The organism is Chloracidobacterium validum (genome assembly GCF_018304825.1).
Classification (GTDB): domain Bacteria; phylum Acidobacteriota; class Blastocatellia; order Chloracidobacteriales; family Chloracidobacteriaceae; genus Chloracidobacterium; species Chloracidobacterium validum.
Window position 1 is genome coordinate 1983900 of sequence record NZ_CP072648.1, and the last position, 22178, is coordinate 2006077.

Genomic DNA, 22178 nt, shown 5'->3' on the forward strand with positions numbered 1-22178 from the left:
GCCGACGACACCGCTCATGACAAGCCGTTGCCAGTGCCTGATGGCGCATTGCCGGTTAGTGACCAAGATGGGTGCGATCGGGCTGGTTGTCTGTGGGTGGTTGCTCTGGGGTGCACTGACGAACGCCACGGCTCAACAACGCCCACTTCTGACCGAAGATGTGGATATTGTCGAGACTGGGCGTATCCGCCTTCAGGCCGGGGCTGACTTCTTTCAAAATCAGCGGTTTGGTTTGTCTGGGCTGCGTGGTGATCTGTACCGCCCGGTTGTGTTGGGCCTCCACTTTGGCTTGAACACCAATGTCGGCTTTTCTATCGAAGGGAGTCTGCGGGACTACTTGAGTATTCGTGAGCGTGGTACCAGCGCGATTCCCCTCGCTATCGCACCAGGTGCAGCCTCGACTTCCGGCGCGAGTGACTTCACGCTTTGGACCAAAATCAAGCTACGCAAGGAAACGCGCCGCGCGCCAAGCTTTGGCGTTCGGGTGGGGGTGCAGCTTCCAAACAGCGACCAGTCCCGTGGGATTGGCTTGAACGCGACCAATGTGTTTGGCGTGGCGCTGGTCGGCAAGCGGTTTGCCAACGAGCGCGTCAACGTTTTTGGCAACATCGGCATCGGAATTCTGACGAGTCCGATTGAACCCGGCGCACAGCAGGACGTACTGACCTACGGACTTGCCGCGATATACCGCGTAACCGATCGGGTGGATGTACTCGGTGAGGTGGCTGGGCGCTACAACCCGCGCACCCCAGTTCCTGGACTGGAAAGCCAGGGACAAGCGCGTTTGGGCGCACGCCTGCGAGCGGCTGGCTTCCAGTGGGACCTGGCCGGCGTGGCTGGGCTAACGAAGTTTAGCCCCCGGCGCGGGCTTACCTTTGGAGTGACCTATGAGTTCAAAGGCTTCGAGCCGGTCAAATAACCCCTGGCAAGTGAAATTCAGGCGTCGCCAGACGCAAAAACTGAGCTATAGTCCGATATGTCTTCACCAAGTATGTCGCTACCAACCAATGTTCCCAAGCGCTTCTCCTCTCATTCCACTACTGCCGTGATGAGGCTGCCAATGAGTGCCAACGTCCCAAAGCGCGTCGAACTCGAAATCCCAATTGCTCACGACAAAGAGCTTGAGGCGACCAAAATCGCGGAGCAACTGGCGGCAGAGCTGGAGTTTGGCCCGGACTGCGTGGCTGAGATCAAGTTGGCGCTCGTCGAAGGGATCATCAACGCTTTTGAGCACAGCGGTAGCGCGATCCAGAAGGTGTTCGTTGAGTTTACCATCCATGACGAAGAACTTGAAGTTATTGTCCAGGACTTTGGTCAAGGCTTCGATGCGGCCAACAAACCCAACGTGCGGCCGCTTCAGAAGCGTGGTTACGGACGAATGCTTATGGAAAGCCTCATGGATGAAGTCAACTACTTCACCAGCCCGCAAGGGACACGGCTGGTGATGAAAAAACGCCGCCCCCCGAAGTGCGCCTGACTGAATTTGACCGAGCTGACTCTAGCCTGCGACAGAGCCGATCGGCCGTTATGACAAACCGCTGACGGCACCTGAGCACCAAAAAAACTGAGCGCCAAGCTGCGAATCTTGCATCCACCCCTGAACTTTATGAGCGATGTATTCAAAGTGACAAGCCGCCAGGCTGGAAAATTTATCGTGATCGCGGTTGAAGGCTACATCAACAATCTAGCTGGCGAGAAAATTCTGGACGAGTTCAACCGACGGGCCGCCGAGGGGTATCGGCACTTCGTCCTCAACCTCGAAAAAACGCAACTCGTCAACAGTATCGGCGTTTCGATTCTGATTGAAATGATCGAGAAAACCCAGGAACTCAGCGGCTCGGTGGCGTTCTGCTGCCTGTTGCCGATCATTGCCAAAACATTCAAAATCATGGGGCTTACCCAGTACGCCCGAGTATATGAAACTGAAGCTGAGGCGCTCGCCGGCTGACTGCCCCACGCTCCTGCCAAAGCTAGACCGCATGGGCCATAACGTAGTTTGTTCAGGGCGTTCCCACGGCACGCCAAGGAATCCACCATGTCGCTACCCTCCACGGCAACGCCCCCTGCATCCATGACCGTTAGCGAAGAGCGCATCGAACGTTTGCTGTACAGTCTGTCCGCCCTGGCCGACATTGGCGAAGCTACAACCGCCGGGGGGAGCTTTGAAACGACGGCACGGGAGCTGCTCCATTTGATTCTTGGAACGCTCGCCGCATCGAAGGGAGCGATTCTGCTTTACGATGCTGCCACAGAACAACTCCGGCCAGTCGTAGCACGCGGCATTGATAATCCACCCGCAATCGCCCTGCCATCCCGGACGGCCGAGCAACTGCGGCTTCATCTAAAGCCGGTGGACCTGTTGGCAACAAATCACCTCCTGGCGGAACAAGTCACCGCTACTCCGTCGGCGTTTACCCGGTTGCAGTCACGTCTGTGGATGCCACTCGTCGTGGGGAGTCAGTTGGTTGGCATTCTAAGCCTGAGCGATAAGTTTGGGCGCAGCGACTATACGTCGGATGACCTGCAACTCCTGGCCACCATGGCGCAGCATGCGTCTCTCGCCCTCTATAATTTTCAAATCATCGGCGAGATTCGGGAAGCCAATTTTCGACTCAAGCGAAAAGTCCTCGAAATGCAATCGCTCTACGATGTCGGGCTGGCGATTGGAGCTTTGCATGAGCTAGACCCGATGGCCAGCGAGATTATCCAACGGGCGGTAATGCTGCTCGATGCGAGTGAAGGCGTCCTGTTTTCGCTCGAAAAGGGAGGACTGCGGGTTGCGGCTTCGTTCGGACTGGATGCCGACTACCCCCCCAAAGCCCTGCTCCCGCTCCATCAAATTCAGCCACGTGAAATTCACGAGGTCGTCATTGCCAACCAACAGGGCTGCCGTCTCAACCTGCGGGAACAGGGCGGGTCTAAAAATTACGCCATTCTTCCGTTGGTGGTGAGCGGGCAGATCGTTGGCGTTCTCATGGTTTGCGATAAGCAGAGCCGGGACGGTTACGCCTCCTTCACCGAAGAGGATGAGCAGTTCTTGTCGGCCCTCGCCACCCAGGCGGCCATTGCTATCGAAAACGCCCGGTTACACCAGGAAGCCATCGAAAAAGAACGCATCGAGAAAGAGTTGGAGGTTGCCGCGGCAATCCAGCAACGGATTTTACCCGATGCCTCGCCCACGCTCGACGTTGTCGAAGTCATTGGGGTGAACCTTTCCTGCCGCCAGGTGGGCGGTGACTACTACGACTACATCCGTTTCGACGAACCAAAGCTGGGGATCGTGATTGCGGATGTATCCGGCAAAGGAACGCCCGCGGCCCTTCTCGTTTCCACGCTCCAGGCAAGCTTTCGCGCGCTCGTTGAAAGCCATGATTTGGCTGAAACTGTCACACGCCTGAATCGGGTTATCTACAAGGCGTCGCCGTCATACAACTACATCACCTTCTTCTACGGCGTCCTGGACCTCGAAACGCGGTTATTTCGGTCAATCAACGCCGGGCATAACGATCCACTCCTGTACCGTCCACGCACGGGCGAGTGGGTACGCTTTGCCAGCGGCGGTTTTTGCCTGGGCATGTTTGACTGGGGAACCTACGAGGTTCAGGAAACCCAACTCGAACCAGGTGATTTACTGTTTCTTTACACCGATGGCGTCACCGAATCCACCAATGAACGAGATGAGGAATTTGGCGAGGACCGCGCGCGCGCACTGCTTGCCGCAGCAGCCCACTTACCGGTGGATCAAATTTCAGCTCGCTTGTCAGCCGCCATTCAGGATTTCGTTGGGAACGCCCCCCAGCATGACGACTTGACCTACGTACTTGCACGGGTGAAATGACATGCTCCGACACCAAATTGTCACACCTTTCAGTAATCGCTCGACCTGGGGCCGGCGGCTTTCCTACGGTGGCTTGCTTTTGCTGGTTGTTGTTGGCGCACTGGTGAGTGCCGCAGATCGCCGCGCGGCCGCCAATGACGGACTCGCCCTGGCGCGCGTGCTGCCGAAAGGGGCATTGGCTTATGTGCAGGCGCGTGATTTCTCCGACTTGTTGGCGCGCTGGCGAAACTCGCAGGTCCGTGAGCGTTACGAGGTGAGTGATAGCTACCGGGCCTTTCGCCGGTCACGGTTGTGGGCCAAGCTCAACGAACGGATCAAAGAGTTCGAGACCAATGTAGGTGTCACGCTGACAGAAGATGTCGTCGCGCAAATGGCAGGCAAGGGAGCGGCCATTGCGCTCTATGACATGGGCAAACTGGAGTTGGCTTTTGTCACTGAGCTGTCGGCAACCCAGGCAACGGCAACGCCCCTGCTGGCTCGCAAAGCGCTCTTTGAGAACCGAACAACGGCCACCGGCCAGTCCTACTTGGTACGGGAGCTGGCTACGGATGGCGGACGGCTGCGCCAAGGGCTATGTGTTGCCACCCCACCTGGCCAATTCATTGTCACGACTAACGAAGCTTTGATGCAGCGCGCCCTCGATAACCTTGGTGGCAACCGTGGGGATGACCTTCTTTCCACCATGGGGCCGACGCTGTCCATTGCCGATGGCTTCGTGCCGCATGATCTGACGTTATGGACGGACGTACCGCGCCTCCGCAAGCAGCCTTATTTTGGCTACTACTGGGTACAGGGGGCGGCAGCCACCGAACTCAATGGCATCGAAGCCACGCTGGCAGATGTCACCTTCGCACAAGACGGCATTGAGGAGCGCCGCTGGTCACTGACGACTGGGCGCGTAGTTCCGGCGGCCCTGACATCCCAGCAGCAGTCCGTTGCGCGCCAGTTGCTCAATGCCGCGCCGTTCGCGGCCGTTGAAACAGTCAAGAAGGCGGATGACGCGGTGGAGCGGATCGCCGCCTTGGTCGTTGGAGTGGTTTTCCCTCCATTGCGCACGCCAACCGCAACCGAGCCGCCACGGATTCGGGTGATTGACGATACGACGGACGCGACGGCAAGCCGTGGACGCTACCAGCGACTCGATGCGCGCTTCGACCGCGACCTCGACGACCCCAATGCGCCCTCATCACTCCCCACAGCGCGCCAGACACTGTCACGCCAGACGGCACAGCCACCCGATCCACTGGAGGTTGAGCTGGTCAATCTCCTTCGGTCTGCCCAGCCAATCTATATTGCCAAGCTTGGGGAGACCAACACTGCCCCTGGCTCGCCGTTCGTGACCTTTGAGCGGGCGCTGGTCATTCACTGCGAACGTTCCTTTGATACCAAAGCCTATGAAGCCGCTGTAGCGCGGGCGATTGCGCGGCGGTACTTCGTGGCTGGAACAGTTCCACAAATCACGTGGCAAGTTGGACCCACTGGCGTGGCGGCAGCGCAGGCGGCTGCGCCGCTCGAACGTGGCAGCGCCTACTTCGTGAGCAACGACTTGGTGGTTATTGCCAGTTCCCAAGCCTATGCGGAACAGCTCAAGGCACGCTTGGCCGCTTCGTCTCCGGCAGGTGCCGGAGCGTTGCCGGCTCCCTATCGGCAGGCCATTGTTCGCCTGCCGGATTTGTCGCCAGGCTACCAACAAGCCATGCGAATGATCGGATTTCGGGGCGCTTCGCCCCTGATGCCGCTTGAAGAAGAACCGATGGATGAGTCCGTCGCGTTCTTTGGTCAGAATGTATCTTCTTTGCTCACGGTGACGGAGGAATTCAACACGCTGACGGTTGAGTCAGCGGCTACCGATGGCCGCTTGGTCGAGCGCATTCACTATGGACGCCGAACAATGTCACCCCGGACTGGCGAATAGGGTCAACGGGGCGGCGGGGTGCGCAGCAAGGCAAGGATGCTTTCCAATCCGGCGCGGACTTGATGGAGCGTCGCCAGGGCCTTGTCAACCTGGGACGCATCCGCAGGCGATAACTCAGCCGGGGTTTCCGTGGTCGTTTCCACAAGGGACGACTCCACTGGTTGGGTAACGGAAAGTGAAGCGGCCGGTGAAGGGTCGGCCGGACGCTCGATGGATACGACCTTGAACCGACTACTAGCCGAGCGTTCAGCGGAAAGTCGCTTCTTGGCGCCGGCGATGGTGAAACCTTCATCCTCGCGCAACGACTTGATGCGGAGGGCAATCTCGACATCCTTACGCCGATAGATTCGCTGCCCAGCCGAACTTTTCTGGGGCGCGAGCTGCGGAAACTCTTGCTCCCAGTAACGCAACACGTGCGGCTCGACACCGACAATCTCGCACACTTCACCAATTTTGAAGTACAGCTTGTCGGGGATAGAAACCTTGCCGCGCGGCGTCTCGACGGTATGCGCGGTTTTCCGCCCCTCAGATGAATACGCCATAAACTAACCTCTTGGCGCGCGAACACGTGAGATGGAAGCACAGTTATGCGTAAACGTAACCGAATGTTAGGCTTCATCTCCTTGTCCGTCAACGATTTCAATCATGATCCCTGGTCGCGCGGCGCGACCAGGGCAGGAAAGGCAAAACTCACATGCTCAGTGAAGTGGTTTACCTCTACGATGATGGTTCTCATGAAGCGGAAGTCGGCCAACTCAAGGCTTTTTTCCTAGGTCTCAACGTGGATTGCAACGTAATCAACGTCGCTGAAGATACAGAGGCACAGCACATGGTCGCCAACTGGACTGACCAGATTCCGGCCGCCTTCCCCATCGTGCGCATTGGTGAAAAAATCCGCGCACTGTTTTTCAAGGCGACGCCAGCCACGCTCGCGCCGGCTTACGCGCCTGGGGTGGGCGTTCCGCTGGCCGGACAACCGGTGACCATCTATAGCGCCAACTGGTGCCCGGACTGCCGCCATCTCGAACATTACCTTGATGCCGCTGGCGCAACCTACACCAAAGTTGACATCGAGCAGACTTCGGGGGCGCCAGAGCAGATCATTCGGTGGAGCGGCGGACGGCGGGTCGTCCCGACCGTCAAAGTCGGCGATGCGGCGTTGCTCTTCAATCCAGGACCGCACGTTTTGGAGCGCTTGCTTGGTCTCAACGTAGCCTAATAGCCTTTTGAGCCGTTGCCCCGCAGATGGTTGTCACTTATGATTCGACCAACTGCACAGGAGGACGCGAGACAGACGGCGAGCCGCATCGAGCATCGTGTTGCGCGTGGCGACTTATTCCCGTCTCGCCCTCAAGGGCGAAATCTCTCGCGCAAGATACGGATGGAGCCACTCCCAAAACGCTTTGTCCTAGCGGTACTGGCTGCCCTCGCTTTGGCTGGACTGTCGGTCGGCGGGTACACTTGGCTTGGGTTCCGACCGCCAAACCCAACGGCTTCGACGCCAGGCTTCACACTAGAGACAGTCGCCGCCAAGGAAACCGCCAGTGACGCCATCCTGAGCGAGTTGCTGGCCGACGATTACGCCGACGCCGAGGAACTTGAATACTATGACCGCGCGGCGGTTCGACAGGCGTTGCTGGCCGAGGAGCGACACGCAACCGGGAAGCGCGCAGTGGCGGTTGCTTATTTGCTTGCCGCGCTCGATGAGGACTACACCCGCCATCGGGACATCGTGGTGGCGGCACTTCAGGCGCGCCTGGCCGACCCGACTGAAGATGATGACGCCATCGAATATGCCATTTCGCTTTGCATGCGCGGTGACGCCACGCTTCAGCAGCCGCTTCTGGCAGCCGGACTACGGTGCGCCGGAGAGACGGCCGAACTCCTTGGCTCGTTCTACGCTGAACTCATCGCCAGTGACGTGGATGGTTTTTTGGACGCCCTGAGCCTGTTTCAGGAACCGGAGCAGTGCCGTATCGCCGACTTGATGGCGGCAAGCCTTGTAACGACAACTCAGGAACAAGTTTCCGATGAGGTCTTCGAGGCAGTTTTGGAACGCCTGGAACAGCGCGCCAAATATGGCAAGCCAAGGCTGCGGGCGGTTGCCAAGCGGTGTCTAGCCGCTTTGGACCGCGAACTATCGGACGATACATCAACCTTCCCAAGCCACTTGGCGCGCGACTGAAGGCGGGAAAGGCAAATTCACTTGTTTCCCGTTCTCCTATCCGCCGTCCAGTTACTTGCCGGTCGCCACAGGGCAAAGACCAGGCGCAGACTTAGTGGGTGGTTGTATGGCTATGGCCGCGGTCGCCACTCGGCACGACATTCATTGAAAAACGATTGAAGTCAATCGCCCGCTGGCGCCCAACGATGCTCTGACGGCTATACCCATCGAAGCCCAAGACATCCAAGTAAAGCGCGAGGTCAAAATCTGAAACTAGGTAGAGTACGGCCGGGGCATGTTCTTCCTGGCATAGCATGAGAAGCCGTTCAACGACTTCCACTGGAGCGAAGTGTTTCTGTGGGTCTTGGAACGAGGCCATCGTCTGCCACCTCGGTGGGGTGGCATCCCGTGCGGGATACCTTCCAAACTACGCCACGCTACCGGAAGGGACGAAACAACATTGGTGAGTGATAGATGGCGTGGCACAACCTTGCCCGAACTTGCCACCCCCTGCAAGTCAAGCGCGTGAAGCGACTGGCGTCGTCTCGGTTTCCCAGTTAGCCGGCTCGGTGGGGGTCATGGCTGGCGCGCCCCACACACAGCGCCACTTTTCACGCCACGTTGGGCGCGTTCGCATCGCGTCAACCATCTCTTTCCAGGCGTGGAGATTGGCCCACAGCGGGTTGTAGCTCCGAAGTGGCTTGATGATGCCATAGCGCACCGGCTCGCGTTCCTCGGCAAATGTTCCAAAGAACCGGTCCCAGATGATCAGAATGCCGCCGTAGTTTTTGTCCAGATATGGTTCGTTGACGCCATGGTGAACGCGGTGATGCGTCGGGCAGTTGAAGACCCACTCCAGCCAGCCCATCCGCCCCACAAACTGGGTGTGAATCCAGTACTGATACAGCAGGTTGATCGCATGGGCAGTGAGCACCATCTCCGGTGGGAAGCCAAGCAGCGCAATGGGAACGTAAAAAATCCAGGCTACCAGCCCACCAAACCAGCTCTGACGCACCGCGACACTCAGGTTGTAGTGATCACTTGAATGGTGAACGACGTGCATGTTCCAGAAAAACCGGCTTTCGTGGCTAATCCGGTGGAACCAGTAGTAAAAGAAATCGTCCAGCAGGAGCACCACGGCCCATGACCACCACGCAGGCTCAATTTTGAACGGCGAAATGTACCAACAGAACCAGTAAATCGCAGCGGTGGGGATAAACTTCCCCATCAAACTGCCGGCGCCAATCGCCATGTTCGTCAACGTGTCTTTCCAGCTAAAGAAGCCGGTGCCCTTGATGCGATCCCAAATGGCTTCCAGCGCGATGGTGATGAAAAAAAGCGGAATGGCAGAAAGAATCAGGTTTTTCATGGCAAACGGCTCAGTCTAGCGATAGAAAACGGGTGAACGAGTTTAGCTCACCACACTGGAAACATAAACTTGGTAAACGACTTGTCTTGGTTGCGCTTCCAACCGTTCGGCGACGCACCGACGTCTGGTGTTTCCATACCGTCAGGGGATTGCTTCTGATGCCAAGGGCAAAGGCCACGTAGGTAACACGCAGATAACAAGCACATCGGATGACCAACCACACTGAACGAGGATACTGACATGACAGCCGACCGCATTCGAAGAACTTGCTCGCTAGTATGCGTGACTGGCCTGGCCAGCCTGCTGCTCGGATGGGGCAGTTTGGGAAGTGTCACAACCCAGGCGCAAAGTGGTGGGCGACCACGCACCGTCCCGCCGCCAACCACAAATCCGTCGGAGCAAGACTTCCCATCACCGACCACCGGGCAGAACAACCGATCAGACGTCCGCCGTGGCAGCCCACTCGACATCGAGCGGATCATCGAGCGCTTTGTGGAGAATGAATCGCTGTTGCTACGCGAGTTCGCCAACTACCTTTATCGGCAGGAAGTCCGCATGCAGACCCTAGGGATTGACGACCGCCCAACTGGTGAGTTCTACCGGCTATCTGAAGTGTCTTTCACGGAAAACGGTCAACGGAGAGAGGAAATCAAGCGATTCCCACCATCAACCCTGCAGGGGCTGCAAATCACACCGGCCGACCTCGAAGACTTTGGCACGACCAAGCCTTTCTCAATCACCAAGGAAGATGCTCCGCTGTACAGCATCGAATACGTTACGCGGGAGCGGCTTGACGAGCTGAACACGTACGTTTTTGAGGTTCGCCCCAAGCGAGTTCCCAAGTTTCAGTCTGGCGGCAAGCGATTCTTTGCCGGGCGCGTTTGGGTGGATAGCCAGGATTTGATGGTTGTCAAAACGGCTGGGCGCACGCTGCCTGAAGACAAAAACAACAAGTTTCCACGCTTTGAAAGCTACCGGGAAAATATCGAGGGGCGATTCTGGTTTCCGACCTATGTTTACGCCGACGACGTCCTGGAGTTTCCCGGAAGTTCAGTCCACATCCGGTTGGAAATCCGCTACACGAACTACCGACGCTTTGAAACTGATGTGAAGGTGATTGATTAGCCGGCCGACAAAGTCAAATCTCACCGTTCAAAAGTGAACCTGCACCGAACGTGGACGCGCGCGTTCGACGCGCGTCCACAACGGTTGGTTTGCACAGAAGGCTTGCGAGCCAAGCCCAGGCGCGGCGGGCGGCTTGGAAGTTAGGCGGCCTGGGCGAGATTGGCGGCAGCGAAATCCCAGTTCACCAGGTGGTCAAGGTAGGTCTGGAGAAAGTCCGGGCGGCGATTTTGGAAGTCAAGGTAGTAGGCATGCTCCCAGACATCGCAGGTCAGCAATGCCGTTTGCCCATGCACCAGCGGCAAATCGGCGTTGGCGGTTTTGGTGATTTTCAGGTCGCCATGGTCAAGCACCAGCCACGCCCACCCGCTGCCAAACTGGGTGATGCCGGCTTGCTTGAAGGCTTCTTTGAACTGGTCAAGACTGCCGAAGGCGTGGTTGATGCGGTCGGCCAACTCACCCGTTGGCGCGCCGCCGCCATTTGGCTTCATCGAATTCCAGAAAAACGTGTGATTCCAAACTTGCGCCGCATTGTTGAAAAGCCCGGCATTGGCCTCGGTGTGGGCGGCTTGAATAATTTCTTCAAGCGACTTTTCGGCATGGGGCGTGCCGTCAATGAGTTTGTTCATGTTGTCCACGTAGGCCTTGTGATGCTTGCCGTGGTGAAACTCAAAGGTGGTCGCTGAAATGTGCGGCGCGAGCGCATCCTTGGCATAAGGCAATTCCGGTAGTTCGAAAGGCATGTGGGTTGCTACTCCTGAGAACATGATGGCGCGTCCGGTGGCCGTCAGCGCGGATGAAATTTGGTGTGACGAGACTTTACCGAAGCCCAGCGGCCAGGGCTATCCATTCCAGCAGGTTGTCGCCGGACACCGGTCAGGGCTGCCCAGTCTCTGGCGACTCATCAATAAAGTTGCGAAGTCGCCCTTTGAGAAGCTCGATTTCGGCTTTGATCTGAATGAGTTCAGCGTTTTTCTCATTGAAGCGCGTCTCAAGCCCCACGAGAAGGGTCTGAAACGTCGCGTCACGACTTGCCACATCAGCGCGAACACGCGCTTCAGCATCCGCCTGCGAGACATAGGCCATGCGCGCCACTTCGGTGGACAGACTCTCCAGGCGGGCAAGGTTATTGGCGCGCTCCGTGCGCAACCGGTCATACTCAGTCTGAATGGCCTCGATTTGACTTTCGAGCGTCGTTTGGCGCTTGAGTAAGCTATCAAGGAGGGCACTGGCCGCCTGTACCCTGGTCTGGGCCTTGAGCGCCGCAACCGCCTTGACCAGTTCCTGGAGTTCTCGCACGATGGGGTTGGGCGTGTCCGACTCTGACGTGGTGACTGGTTCGAGCGGCACCCGATCTGGGACGGTTCCCGTGGGGAGTGGTGGCGGCAAGTCACGGCGGCGTGGCGTTTGGCCCTCAGCCGTGGTGAGCCACAAGCTGCATAGCAGAAGCAGATACAATATCCGCATGACGATCAATCTCCAGATAGATAGGTCAGTTGCCGGCCCTGCCGGGCCGGACGCGCAACGCTACACGGTGAGCGTCGAGTTTACGAGGCGGGCGGCGCAGGTCTTGCGGCGGTGGGACGCCGGCTATGCGCCAGCCAATGGTGATGACGCCCAGGCGGCGGTTCTCGTTCCACTGTTTTTCAAGCATGGCATGCCACACTTGCTCTTGACCAAGCGAGCTTCCCACCTACGCCGCCACCGCGGAGAGGTCGCCTTTCCCGGCGGCCGCCGTGATCCGCATGATACCTCTCCGGTGATGACGGCGCTGCGCGAAGCTCACGAAGAGATTGGGTTGCCAGCCGAACAAGTGCTGGTCATTGGCCTGTTGGACCCGTTTGAAACCAACACCGGTTTTCAGATTACGCCGGTGGTCGGCATCATCCCCTACCCCATCGCGTTTCAGCTTGACCACAGTGAAACGGAGTGCCTGATTGAAGTTCCCTTGCCGGTCATTGCCCGCACCGAGGCCCGCGAAACTCGGCAATTCCTGGTCAACAACCGCCTGCGGAGTGTTTACTTTTTCCACTACGCCGAGCGCGACCCAATCTGGGGCGCGTCGGGCTATATCGTGCAGCGTTTTCTGGATGTGGTGTACCCACTCGTCATCGCCGATCTGGCCGGAGAAGCCGTGCTTTAGGCTGATAGCACGCTGTGCGCCAATGCGCCATGAAGGAACCAACCGACCACACGCCACACATTGTTATCGCCATTGACGGCCCGGCCGGTGCCGGCAAAAGCACCATTGGGAAGCTGCTCGCCGCTCGACTCGGCGCGCTCTACATCGACACTGGCGCCATGTACCGCACCGTCGCGCTAAAAGGTTTCCGGCTGGGGGTCATTCGTCCTGATCATCCACCCGAACCACTCATCCCAGAGCAGGAAGCGCAACTGACGCAGATTGCCCAAGCGACCGAAATCACGCTGGCCGGCGACCCCTTTCACTTACAGGTTTTTGCCGACCGGGAAGATGTTTCGAGCGACATCCGACTTCCCGAAGTCAGTCGCTACGCCTCGATTGTGTCAGCCGTGGCCGGCGTCCGGTCGGCGTTGGTTGCCCAACAGCGGCGGATGGGCGCGGAAGGCACAGTTGTCATGGACGGACGTGACATTGGAACGCATGTTTTTCCAGATGCGGATGTCAAGTTCTTCCTTGATGCGAGTGTTGAAACCCGAACCGAGCGGCGCTACAACGAGCAACGCGCGCGCGGCATCGAGTGCACCCGCGAACAGACTCGGCTCGATGTCCTGGAACGGGACCGCCGTGACTACAATCGGGCGGTCTCGCCGCTGCGTCGGGCCGATGATGCCATCTGGCTCGACACATCCACGCTTTCACCAGAGCAGGTTCTCGAAAAAATGCTCAGCCTCATCCACCATCGGTTGACGCTTGCGGCTCCGGTTGGAAAGTCCACCTCTGACGCTAGATGACGCGCCAGAACACCAGTGTCAGGCCTCGGTGAGCAAGAAAAGACCGGCCTGCACGATACCGACCAGCAGCCCGACCAGAGCGCCAAACCGGACAATCATCTGTAACTCGCGTCCGGCAGCCCGGTAAATCAGGTCTTCAATCATTTGATCCGTCAGTTGTTCGAGCTGGTTGCGCAGCAGTAGCTCGATGTTGAGCCGCCGACCTAGCGACTGCACGAACTCTGTCACAGGCGTGACATTGGGCGAGGGCAGCCGCGGCGGCGTGGACTCCGGCTCGAAGATATCTCCACCGACCGTTGTGATTGCCTCGACCATGGCGGCGCGCGCCGGCTCATTCCGGCTCAGCAATGCGGCAATATCTTCGAGCGCCAAGGTGACAATCCGCTTGAGCATGCCGAGTTCGACAAGCCGGTGGGCAATCAAGCGGCCAACCAGGCCATAGGTTGCCCCTACTTCTTCAATCACCACATTGGCAAAGCCATCCGTGAGCCGGCGACCGATGCCAGCGGCATTCCGCTCGTCGGCCAGCAGTTCCACAATTCGCCGCGCCAAGTGGTGAAGAAAATCATCACTGGTCGTTTGCTCAGCGTAATGGCGCATTGACGCCGCCCCAACCTCACCCTCGATGCCAAGCGCCATGATCTCGTCAGCGATTGTTTCGACGGTGAGGACACGCTCGGCAATGACACTGGCAAAGCGTTTGAGAAACGCCGACCGTTCGGCCGGAATCATGCCCGGCGTAAAGGGAATCCGCCATCCAAACAGCTTCCAGGCGCGGCGCGGGCGAAATACCATCCGAACCGCCAGCCAGGCTCCCAGCATTCCATGACCGGTTGCGATGAGCAGGTGCAGAAGCGCCGTCCCAAACACGGAAGTCGTCATGGCGCGTCATCTACTTTGGGTTGATAGGCAGTGGTCGGGCGTCATGCTCAGTCAGTCTTGGCGTGACCCAGAGTGCTTCGTGACGCGCGTCATCGCCACAATTTTCCCTGCAACATCAATCCGACCATCTTGTAATCACCCCGGAGTGAATACCAGGGATTGGTCCACGTCGCCGGACGATTGCGCTCGAAAACAAAATGAGAAAACCAAGCCAGACCGTAAGAAACAAAAGGAATGGACAAAAGCCCCCACCACCAGCCTGTCACGGCGCAAGCGACGATAATCGGCACCTGAAGCACCGTTCCAACAAAGTGGAAAATGCGTGTCATGGGGTGACTGTGCATGGCGAGATACAAGGGAAAGAATTCCTCGAACGTCCGAGGCGACGCTTCAACGAGCGCCTTGGAAGCCGCATCCATGGCGGAGTTCCTCCGATCTACAGGAAAATCCAAAGGAAAATGGCGATCCAAGGGTAGCCGAGGTTTCACGCATGACGCAACCAACCGCCTGAGTTATGGCGTCAAGGTGACCGGAGAAGTTGGGACAAGGTGACTTGGAGAAAAGGCGGCAACGTGACCGGATATTGTGCGCCGCCTCCCCGTCTCCCTCCTGGCCGTCCCGGCTGCCCGCGCCTGAACGCCAACGGCGCTGCCTCTCACTCGGTCAGTTGCTTAGCGCGCAAGTATCACCTAGCATCGGCCAGGTCAGTTTTCTCTTGTTGCGTATTTGTTTTAGCCATGCATCTGCGCCCTGTTGTCTAGGATTCAACCGAGCCGCTGCCGGGCCAACTGATTGGGGAAGGAGTCTTTTGCATGTCTGCGCCACACCAACTGAGTCAGGTTCAACAAAGTTTCAACCAAGTCTTGCAGATGATGCTGTCCGTCTCAGACAAAGTCAGCGATCTGATTTTTTCGCCGGGGCGGCCGCCGCAAGTCGAGCTTGTCGGACAACTCCGCGCCGTCAAGATACAGGGGCTTGAACAGCTCACCCCACAGCACACGCATGCCTTTGCACAGGTTTTGCTGGCTAATAATGCGACCAATCTTGAGAAGCTCGATAAGTTTGGGTCCGTGGATTTGTCCTACAGCGTGCCAGGACATTCACGTTTCAGGGTCAATGTTTTCAAGCAGCGCGGAACAGAAGCCATCGTGATGCGGGTGATTCCAAACCGCATCCCAACCCTGGAAGACTTAGGCTTACCGCCGCAACTTCGTCAGATTGCCGACCTCAAAAACGGCGTTGTGTTGGTGACTGGGCCAACCGGGAGCGGCAAGTCTTCAACCTTGGCGGCGATTATCAACCTCATCAACGAGACAAAGTATTACCATATCGTCACGATTGAAGACCCGATTGAATTCATCCATCCGCACAAGAACTCAACCATTCACCAGCGTGAGCTGCACAGCGACACGCCAGATTTCGCGCTGGCGCTGCGGGCGGCGCTGCGGCAAGCGCCGAAGGTGATTCTGGTCGGCGAAATGCGTGACCGCGAGACCATCGAAATTGCGATGGAAGCCTCGGAAACCGGACACCTCGTGCTTTCCACGCTGCACACCATTGACGCCGCGAAGACTGTGGATCGCATCATTGGGGTGTTTCCAAAGAGTGAAGAGCACATTGTGCGGACGCGCTTGGCGCAGTCGTTCCGGTACATCATCTCCCAGCGGCTCATACCGCGCGCCGACCAGCGGGGACGGGTCGCGGCCATTGAAATTTTGCGCTCGACCATGCGGACCCGCGAATACATCGAGAAAGGCGAGACGGCGGGCAAGACCCTCGTGGACGCCATGCGAGATGGCGAAATCGAAGGCATGCAGCACTTTGACGGTGTGCTTGAAAAGCTGATTCGCCAGAACATCATCACAAAGGAAGACGGACTTGCCTACGCCACCAATCCGGGCAACCTCATGTTGCAGTTGAGCGATATGGGGCGTTCCACGCCGGAGTCCACACCGCAGCCCCTTACCGGCGGGCATCGGGTGCCGAATGATGCGTCAAAATCAGCATCGCCGACCGGTCAGCGGACGGGCTCCATGCTCGACTTGATTGATCGCTGACGCTGTTCCGCCGTGAAGGTTCGGCTAAGCCTTGTCAAGCGCCTGGAACGCGCCACCGGGACGGTTCACCACGCACTCCTGGAAAAAGCCGTTGCCGACCTCAATCCATCGCATCAGGTTGGTGTGGTGGCTGACCACGGCGGGGTCTGGCTCAAGTTGCTTCTGGCTGGCTACCCTGACCATGCCGTTCACCATCTCGCCACATCACCCCAGGAACAAGCCGTGGCGCGCGCGCTGCACGACCAATGCCCTGCACTCATCCAGTGGAACGTACTCAAGCTTCCAAATCTCCCGTCCCCTGAGGCGTGTGCCTTCGATGTGCTCCTTGGCGGGCTATCGGTTGGATGTCTCGACCTGGAGGAATTCCTGACTTGGGCGCGGAAGGCTGTTGTTCCCGGCAGGCGACTGGTGTTGCTACTTGAAACCTTCCAAGGCAATGTCCGCTGGCAAGCTTCCTACACGTGGTTTTGTCAGCAGTGGATGCGGCATATCGCCTGCGCACCGGAGCTTGAGAACCTGAAGTTTCCCACCGACGACAGACTCATTGCCAGCCTTCAGGGGCAAGGCTTCAAGCAAGTTCTACTCTGGGGTTTGCATCGGGCGCCGGCCTGGCGCGCGACCCGCTTCGTGCTGGTCGAGGCGCACTAGTCTTCACCAAAAGCGACGTTCAAGCCGGCGCCATGGTCCGGCCGCGCTACGTTTGCCGTCTAACGCGGACGTTGCTTTGGATCGAGTCGCTCACGCAACCCATCCCCCAGTAGGTTGAAGCCCAGGACAGTCAAGGTGATCATCCCGGCCGGAAAAACGGTCATGTGCCAGCCCGAAGCAAAGTGGGTTCGGGCATCACTGAGCATCGCTCCCCAGCTTGGGGTGGGTGGCGGAATGCCAAGCCCCAAAAAACTCAGGCTGGCTTCAGCCAGGATCGCCCCGGCCATGCCCAGGCTAGCCTGGACAATCAGCGGCTGGACGGCATTTGGGAGGATATGCCAAAGCAAAATCCGTGCGTTGCTCGCCCCCAGCGCGCGCGCTGCGGTGACAAAATCATATTCCCGAACCTTCAACACCTGCGCCCGGATGAGCCGCGCATACCCAACCCAACCGATCACGCACAAAGCCAAGATGAGGTTGACCAGACTGGCGCCCAGAAAAGCTACCGTGGCAATCGCCAGCAAGATACCGGGAAAAGCTAGAAAGACATTGAACCAGAACCCAGAAATAAAGCGATCCACCCAGCCCCCAACGTAACCGGAGACCAGTCCCAGAAGCATGCCAACGAGGGACGAAATTGCGACCACAATCACGCCGACCGTCAACGAAACCCGCGCCCCATAGACCACTCGCGCCAGGATGTCGCGGCCGTTTTCGTCCAGCCCCATCGGGTGCGCCCAGGAGGGCGGATCAAAGCTGCGGTCGAGGTCCTGAAACGTTACCTGTTCTGGGGCGATGAAAAACGGCCCCACGGTGGCGATAAGCACGAGCATCACCACAATTCCCAGACCAATTTTCCCGACGAGATTCATAAGCGGTAGAAAGAAGCCACTGCTCATCGCCGTGGCCGCCAAAGTTCGCTACTATCAACTTTGCTACACTAAGGCCATGACACTTGAGGCAAGGGCTTCACTTGTTATCCACGCTGCCAGTGGTGGTGGCGGCGCAAGAAAGGATGCATGGGAATCGTGACGGACACCAGACTGGAAATTATTCCGCTTGGCGGTCTCGGCGAGTTTGGCATGAACTGCATGGTCATGCGCTTTGGCGAAGACATCATCGTGATTGACGCCGGGATTATGTTTTCTGAGGTCGGTCACTTCGGCGTGGACTCCATGACCCCGGATTTTACCTTTCTCGAACGTCACCGCGAACAGGTGCGCGCCGTCATTCTCACGCACAGTCACGAAGACCATATCGGATCACTTTCGTTCCTACTCAAAAAAGTCAATGTTCCGGTTTATGGAACGCCCTACACGCTGCGGATTGTCGAACCCCGCCTGGAGGAACATCACCTGCTGCCTGCGACAGCGCTGCGGGTTGTCCAGGCCGGGGAGACGGTCGAGGTCGGCGCGTTTTCCATCGAGTATATTCGCGTCTCCCACTCCACTGTGGACTGCTGCGCGCTCGCCATCACGACGCCGATTGGCACCATTGTTCACACCGGAGATTTCAAATTCGATGCTACACCGGTTTGCGGCAACGCCATTGATGTCGCCCGGCTGCGCACCATCGGTCAGCGCGGCGTCTTGGCCCTGCTCTCTGACTCGACGAATGTCGAACGCCCTGGGCAAATGCCTTCCGAGCGCGTCGTCATTCCCGCACTGGAAGAAATTTTTGACCGCGCCCGCCGGCGTATCTTCGTGAGTTGTTTTGCCTCAAGTATCCACCGCATTCAGATCATGTTTGACCTGGCCCAGCAGTTTGGGCGACAGGTCGTAGCCGTCGGCCGCGCCATGGAGCGCAACATCGAGATTGCCGAGCGCACGGGGTTTCTCGACACCGCGGATTTACTGGTTAACCCAAAGGATTTCAAGCACTTCGACCCGTCTGAGATTGTCGTTTTGGCATCTGGCTGCCAGGGTGAGCCAATGGGCGCGATGGCGCGCATTGCCGACCGGAGCCACCGGCAGGCCTGGATGGAAGCCGGTGACACGGTGGTGCTTTCAGCCCGCCAGATTCCAGGTAACGAAAAGGCCATCTCGAAGCTCATCAACCGCTGCTACCGGAATGAAGTCGAGGTGATTGATTCCACGCAGGCGCGTATTCATGTGTCCGGTCACGGCGCGCAGGAAGACCTCCGCCTCATGCTCGAAGCCATCCGTCCCAAATACTTCATTCCCATTCACGGCGAATACCGGCAGCTCTATCGCCACAAATTGTTTGCTTGCCAAACGCTTGGCTATGCGCCTGACCGGGTTCTGCTCATCGAGAGCGGCGATGTTGTGCTCCTAGACGGCGAAACGGCGCAGATTGGCGACAAGATTGCCGTGAATCGGGTGTATATTGACGACACCTGCTCACTGGAACTCGATGAAACGCTGTTGCGCGACCGGAAGCGTCTGGCGTACGAAGGCGTTGTCATTGCCGGCGTCGCGGTGGAAGAAACCACCGGAGCCTTGCTCGGCCCGCCTGAAATCACAACCCGTGGGTACTTGGGCGTAGATGGAGAGGAAGAAGAAATTGCCGAACTGCGCGACGTTGCCCTGTCCGCGGTAGAGGCGATGCCGCCAGCCGAACGGGTCAACGGCGGCAAGGAGCACTTCCAAGAACATCTTCGACTGGCCCTCAAGCGCCACATCATGCGCTTGACCGGGCAAAAGCCAACCATCGTGCCGCTCGTCGTTGTCGTTTAGGAACCAGAGCCAGTCCAGTCAGTCCCGATTCCGAAGCTGGCTGCCTTCCCACCCCCAGCACGGCTTGAGCCGCTCACCATGCCGGAAGTCGAAACGTTGCAATCCGACCTGTTTGCCGAAGTGGCCGTGCCCGCCGCCGTCACAAGCACGTACACCTACCGGATTCCACTGATGTTTCACGCCCAGGCCGAACCTGGCTGTCGAGTGGTCGTTCCGTTTGGACGCCAGACGCTGGTGGGGTACGTCGTGGCCATCCACGAGCAACCGCCGCCCGACTTACCGCTCCACGACCTCAAGGCGATTACCCACTGGATTGATGAGACGCCCATCATCAATGCTGAGATTCTTGCCCTCACAAGGTGGGTGGCGGACTACTACTACGCGCCGTGGGGCGAAACCTTGAAAGCCGCGCTGCCGGCCGGACTCGATATTGTGCTGGAGGAGTGGGTCGTTCTGACCGATGCCGGGCGTCAAGCTGTCGCGCAAGGCACTTCCCGCAGCCGCGAGCAACACTTGCTGGCTTGGTTGGCCAAACTCGGTGGAGAAAGTCTGCTCGATAGTATTCCCAAAGACTTTGGAACAAAGCCGCGTCAACTTGCGCGCGACCTTGAGCGCGATGGCTTCGTTTCCATCACGGTCCGGCCGAGCGAGTCCCGCGTCAGAGCAAAGCAACGCCTGGTTGCCCGGCTCCCGAACCACACCGCCACGCCAGCCTCACCGGCGCAAGCGCGTGTCATTCACTGCTTGCTCGAGACACAGACCAAAACACTCACCGACCTTGCGCGGCAGGCTCAAGTCAGCCCGGCGGTGCTTCGCCAAATGGCTAAGAAGGGACTGATTGAAATCAGTCCCGAAACCGTTCGGCGCGATCCGCTGGCCCATTTGGCGGACTTGCCCTCCACCACGCCACTCGAACTCACCGCCGAGCAGCGCCAAGCCTACGAAGCGGTACTGGACGCCCACGACCGGGGACGGTTCCAGACATTCTTGCTCCATGGCGTGACGGGATCAGGCAAAACGGAAGTCTATTTGGCGGCCATCAGCGCCGTTGTCGAACGTGGGGGGTCGGCGCTCATGCTCGCGCCTGAAATCGGACTCACGCCCATGCTGTCCCGGCGGCTCATCCAACGTTTTGGCCCGCTGGTCGCGCTGTTGCACTCCTCGCTGTCGCCGGGGGAGCGCGTGGACGAATGGGAACGCATCCGGTCGGGCGCCGCGCGGGTGGTCATTGGCACGCGCTCGGCGGTATTTGCCCCGCTGGTCAACTTGCGCCTAATTGTCGTGGATGAAGAGCATGATGCTTCCTACAAACAGTCCGAAGGCGCGCCCCACTACCACGGACGGGATACAGCCATTCTCCGCGCAAGTCGGCTTGGCTGCCCGGTGCTGCTGGGCAGCGCCACCCCGGCTGTTGAAACCTTTCAAAATGCGTTGAGTGGAAAATACACGCGCTTGGTTCTGTCGCAGCGAATTGGCAACCGCACCTTACCTGAAGTGACGCTGGTGGACATGCGTAAAGTCTTTGAGCGCCACCATGCCGCCCGGTTCGTTTCCGATGAACTCCAGACCGCTATTGCCGAGACGTGTGCGCAGGGCGAGCAAGTGATGGTACTCCTCAATCGGCGTGGCTTTGCCAGTTGTTGGCTCTGCCGTGAATGCGGTTTTGTGGCCGAGTGTCCGCAGTGTTCGGTGACGCTCACCTACCATCGTGCCGACCACTATCTGACGTGTCACTACTGTGGCTACACCGTGCCGCCACCAAGACGTTGCCCAACATGTCGCGGCGAAGGCATGGCTTACATCGGTGAGGGCACGGAACAGCTCGAAACGCGCCTACGCGAACTCTTTCCGACGCTTTCCATCGCCCGCCTCGACCGCGACACGACGCGGCGGCGCGGCGCTTTCGAGCGGATCTTCAATGACTTCGCCACCGGTAGCCTCGACATCCTGGTCGGCACGCAGATGATCGCCAAGGGACATGACTTCCCGAACGTCACGCTGGTCGGCGTCGTCTCGGTGGATGCCGGACTCATGATGCCGGACTTTCGCGCCCCGGAACGCATTTTCCAGCTTATCGCTCAAGTGTCTGGACGCGCCGGACGTGGCGACCGCCCAGGGCGAGTCATCGTCCAGACCTATCGCCCTGAACACTATGCACTTGCCGCCGGCTGCCAGCAGGATTACGAAGCCTTTTTTGCCCAAGAAATCATCCAGCGGCGTGAAGCCTACTACCCGCCCTTCTGCGCGCTGGCCAACGTCATGATCCGGCATGAACGGGAACTCGAAGGGCAGGCCCTGGCCGAAAAAGCAGCGTGTTACCTGCGTGCCTTGACGAAAGCCAGCGCGAGGTGGTCACCTGAGTCGGTTCGGGTGCTTGGGCCGGCGCTAGCACCACTTGCCCGCTTGCGTGGCGAGTATCGTTTTCAAATTTTGCTCAAATCCCGTCAGCGACGGCAGGCCCGCCAAGCGCTGGAACGACTGCTGCCTGAACTCACAGACACGGAGCGCCGCCATGTTTTCATCGAAATTGACCCAATTGACCTGATGTGACGT

Annotated in this window: 22 protein-coding genes; 14 read left to right on the forward strand and 8 right to left on the reverse strand. The window is 58.5% G+C overall.

Annotation, left to right across the window (positions count from 1 at the left end):
• The first annotated feature begins 16 nt into the window (after positions 1-16).
• The 5 genes from J8C06_RS08280 to J8C06_RS08300 all read left to right on the forward strand — a co-directional run bounded on the left by J8C06_RS08280 (position 17) and on the right by J8C06_RS08300 (position 5753).
• Positions 17-919: a hypothetical protein gene (locus J8C06_RS08280; protein WP_211428242.1), complete on the forward strand. Its 903-nt coding sequence runs from the start codon at positions 17-19 to the stop codon at positions 917-919.
• Positions 920-1060: 141 nt separating this feature from the next.
• The gene (locus J8C06_RS08285) at positions 1061-1477 is read left to right on the forward strand and encodes an ATP-binding protein (RefSeq protein ID WP_211428243.1); all 417 of its coding nucleotides are present in this window, start codon (positions 1061-1063) and stop codon (positions 1475-1477) included.
• 129 nt (positions 1478-1606) lie between these two features.
• Positions 1607-1948, forward strand: a complete 342-nt coding sequence (locus J8C06_RS08290; RefSeq protein ID WP_211428244.1) for an STAS domain-containing protein — start codon at positions 1607-1609, stop codon at positions 1946-1948.
• Positions 1949-2035: 87 nt separating this feature from the next.
• Complete coding sequence (locus tag J8C06_RS08295; RefSeq protein WP_211428245.1) at positions 2036-3838, forward strand: SpoIIE family protein phosphatase; 1803 nt, start codon at positions 2036-2038, stop codon at positions 3836-3838.
• A gap of 1 nt (position 3839) precedes the next feature.
• Positions 3840-5753: a hypothetical protein gene (locus J8C06_RS08300; protein WP_211428246.1), complete on the forward strand. Its 1914-nt coding sequence runs from the start codon at positions 3840-3842 to the stop codon at positions 5751-5753.
• 2 nt (positions 5754-5755) lie between these two features.
• On the opposite strand, the gene J8C06_RS15360 is transcribed toward J8C06_RS08300, so the two are convergent.
• On the reverse strand, positions 5756-6295 hold the full coding sequence (locus J8C06_RS15360; protein WP_211428247.1) for a MerR family transcriptional regulator: 540 nt from the start codon (positions 6293-6295) through the stop codon (positions 5756-5758).
• 152 nt (positions 6296-6447) lie between these two features.
• Here J8C06_RS15360 and J8C06_RS08310 point away from each other — a divergent pair, with 152 nt between their 5' ends.
• Both J8C06_RS08310 and J8C06_RS08315 read left to right on the forward strand, forming a co-directional pair.
• The gene (locus J8C06_RS08310) at positions 6448-6972 is read left to right on the forward strand and encodes a glutaredoxin family protein (protein WP_246602009.1); all 525 of its coding nucleotides are present in this window, start codon (positions 6448-6450) and stop codon (positions 6970-6972) included.
• 39 nt (positions 6973-7011) lie between these two features.
• The gene (locus tag J8C06_RS08315; protein ID WP_211428248.1) at positions 7012-7938 is read left to right on the forward strand and encodes a hypothetical protein; all 927 of its coding nucleotides are present in this window, start codon (positions 7012-7014) and stop codon (positions 7936-7938) included.
• Between the two features lie 91 nt (positions 7939-8029).
• Here the strand turns inward: J8C06_RS08315 and J8C06_RS08320 are convergent, their stop codons facing one another.
• Both J8C06_RS08320 and J8C06_RS08325 read right to left on the reverse strand, forming a co-directional pair.
• Entirely contained in the window at positions 8030-8296 is a 267-nt protein-coding gene (locus tag J8C06_RS08320) for a hypothetical protein (protein WP_211428249.1), read from the reverse strand.
• Between the two features lie 138 nt (positions 8297-8434).
• Entirely contained in the window at positions 8435-9286 is an 852-nt protein-coding gene (locus tag J8C06_RS08325) for a sterol desaturase family protein (protein WP_211428250.1), read from the reverse strand.
• 240 nt (positions 9287-9526) lie between these two features.
• Here J8C06_RS08325 and J8C06_RS08330 point away from each other — a divergent pair, with 240 nt between their 5' ends.
• Positions 9527-10411: a hypothetical protein gene (locus J8C06_RS08330; RefSeq protein WP_211428251.1), complete on the forward strand. Its 885-nt coding sequence runs from the start codon at positions 9527-9529 to the stop codon at positions 10409-10411.
• 140 nt (positions 10412-10551) lie between these two features.
• Here J8C06_RS08330 and J8C06_RS08335 read toward each other — a convergent pair whose 3' ends face one another.
• On the reverse strand, positions 10552-11151 hold the full coding sequence (locus tag J8C06_RS08335; RefSeq protein WP_211428252.1) for a superoxide dismutase: 600 nt from the start codon (positions 11149-11151) through the stop codon (positions 10552-10554).
• 133 nt (positions 11152-11284) lie between these two features.
• On the reverse strand, positions 11285-11875 hold the full coding sequence (locus J8C06_RS08340) for a hypothetical protein (protein ID WP_211428253.1): 591 nt from the start codon (positions 11873-11875) through the stop codon (positions 11285-11287).
• Between J8C06_RS08340 and J8C06_RS08345 the strand changes: the two genes are divergently transcribed.
• Both J8C06_RS08345 and cmk read left to right on the forward strand, forming a co-directional pair.
• The gene (locus J8C06_RS08345; RefSeq protein WP_211428254.1) at positions 11874-12551 is read left to right on the forward strand and encodes a CoA pyrophosphatase; all 678 of its coding nucleotides are present in this window, start codon (positions 11874-11876) and stop codon (positions 12549-12551) included. The genes J8C06_RS08340 and J8C06_RS08345 overlap by 2 nt on opposite strands.
• 29 nt (positions 12552-12580) lie before the next feature.
• Positions 12581-13342, forward strand: coding sequence for a (d)CMP kinase (gene cmk / locus J8C06_RS08350; protein WP_211428255.1), 762 nt, complete (start codon positions 12581-12583; stop codon positions 13340-13342).
• Between the two features lie 18 nt (positions 13343-13360).
• Here cmk and J8C06_RS08355 read toward each other — a convergent pair whose 3' ends face one another.
• On the reverse strand, positions 13361-14224 hold the full coding sequence (locus J8C06_RS08355; RefSeq protein ID WP_211428256.1) for a DUF445 domain-containing protein: 864 nt from the start codon (positions 14222-14224) through the stop codon (positions 13361-13363).
• An 89-nt stretch (positions 14225-14313) separates the two neighbouring features.
• Positions 14314-14643, reverse strand: coding sequence for a DUF962 domain-containing protein (locus J8C06_RS08360; protein WP_211428257.1), 330 nt, complete (start codon positions 14641-14643; stop codon positions 14314-14316).
• Between the two features lie 393 nt (positions 14644-15036).
• On the opposite strand from J8C06_RS08360, the gene J8C06_RS08365 reads away from it, so the two are divergent.
• Positions 15037-16281, forward strand: coding sequence for a type IV pilus twitching motility protein PilT (locus J8C06_RS08365; RefSeq protein ID WP_211428258.1), 1245 nt, complete (start codon positions 15037-15039; stop codon positions 16279-16281).
• A 12-nt stretch (positions 16282-16293) separates the two neighbouring features.
• Positions 16294-16929 (forward strand): hypothetical protein, encoded by a 636-nt coding sequence (locus tag J8C06_RS08370; RefSeq protein ID WP_211428259.1) that lies wholly within the window; start codon positions 16294-16296, stop codon positions 16927-16929.
• Positions 16930-16988: 59 nt separating this feature from the next.
• Here the strand turns inward: J8C06_RS08370 and J8C06_RS08375 are convergent, their stop codons facing one another.
• On the reverse strand, positions 16989-17828 hold the full coding sequence (locus J8C06_RS08375; protein WP_246602010.1) for an ABC transporter permease: 840 nt from the start codon (positions 17826-17828) through the stop codon (positions 16989-16991).
• Positions 17829-17957: 129 nt separating this feature from the next.
• On the opposite strand from J8C06_RS08375, the gene J8C06_RS08380 reads away from it, so the two are divergent.
• Positions 17958-19625 carry a ribonuclease J gene (locus J8C06_RS08380; protein ID WP_211428260.1) on the forward strand — a complete coding sequence of 556 codons (1668 nt, stop codon included), beginning with the start codon at positions 17958-17960 and terminating at the stop codon, positions 19623-19625.
• Between the two features lie 78 nt (positions 19626-19703).
• Positions 19704-22175: a replication restart helicase PriA gene (priA, locus tag J8C06_RS08385; RefSeq protein ID WP_211428261.1), complete on the forward strand. Its 2472-nt coding sequence runs from the start codon at positions 19704-19706 to the stop codon at positions 22173-22175.
• The last annotated feature ends 3 nt before the right edge of the window (positions 22176-22178 follow it).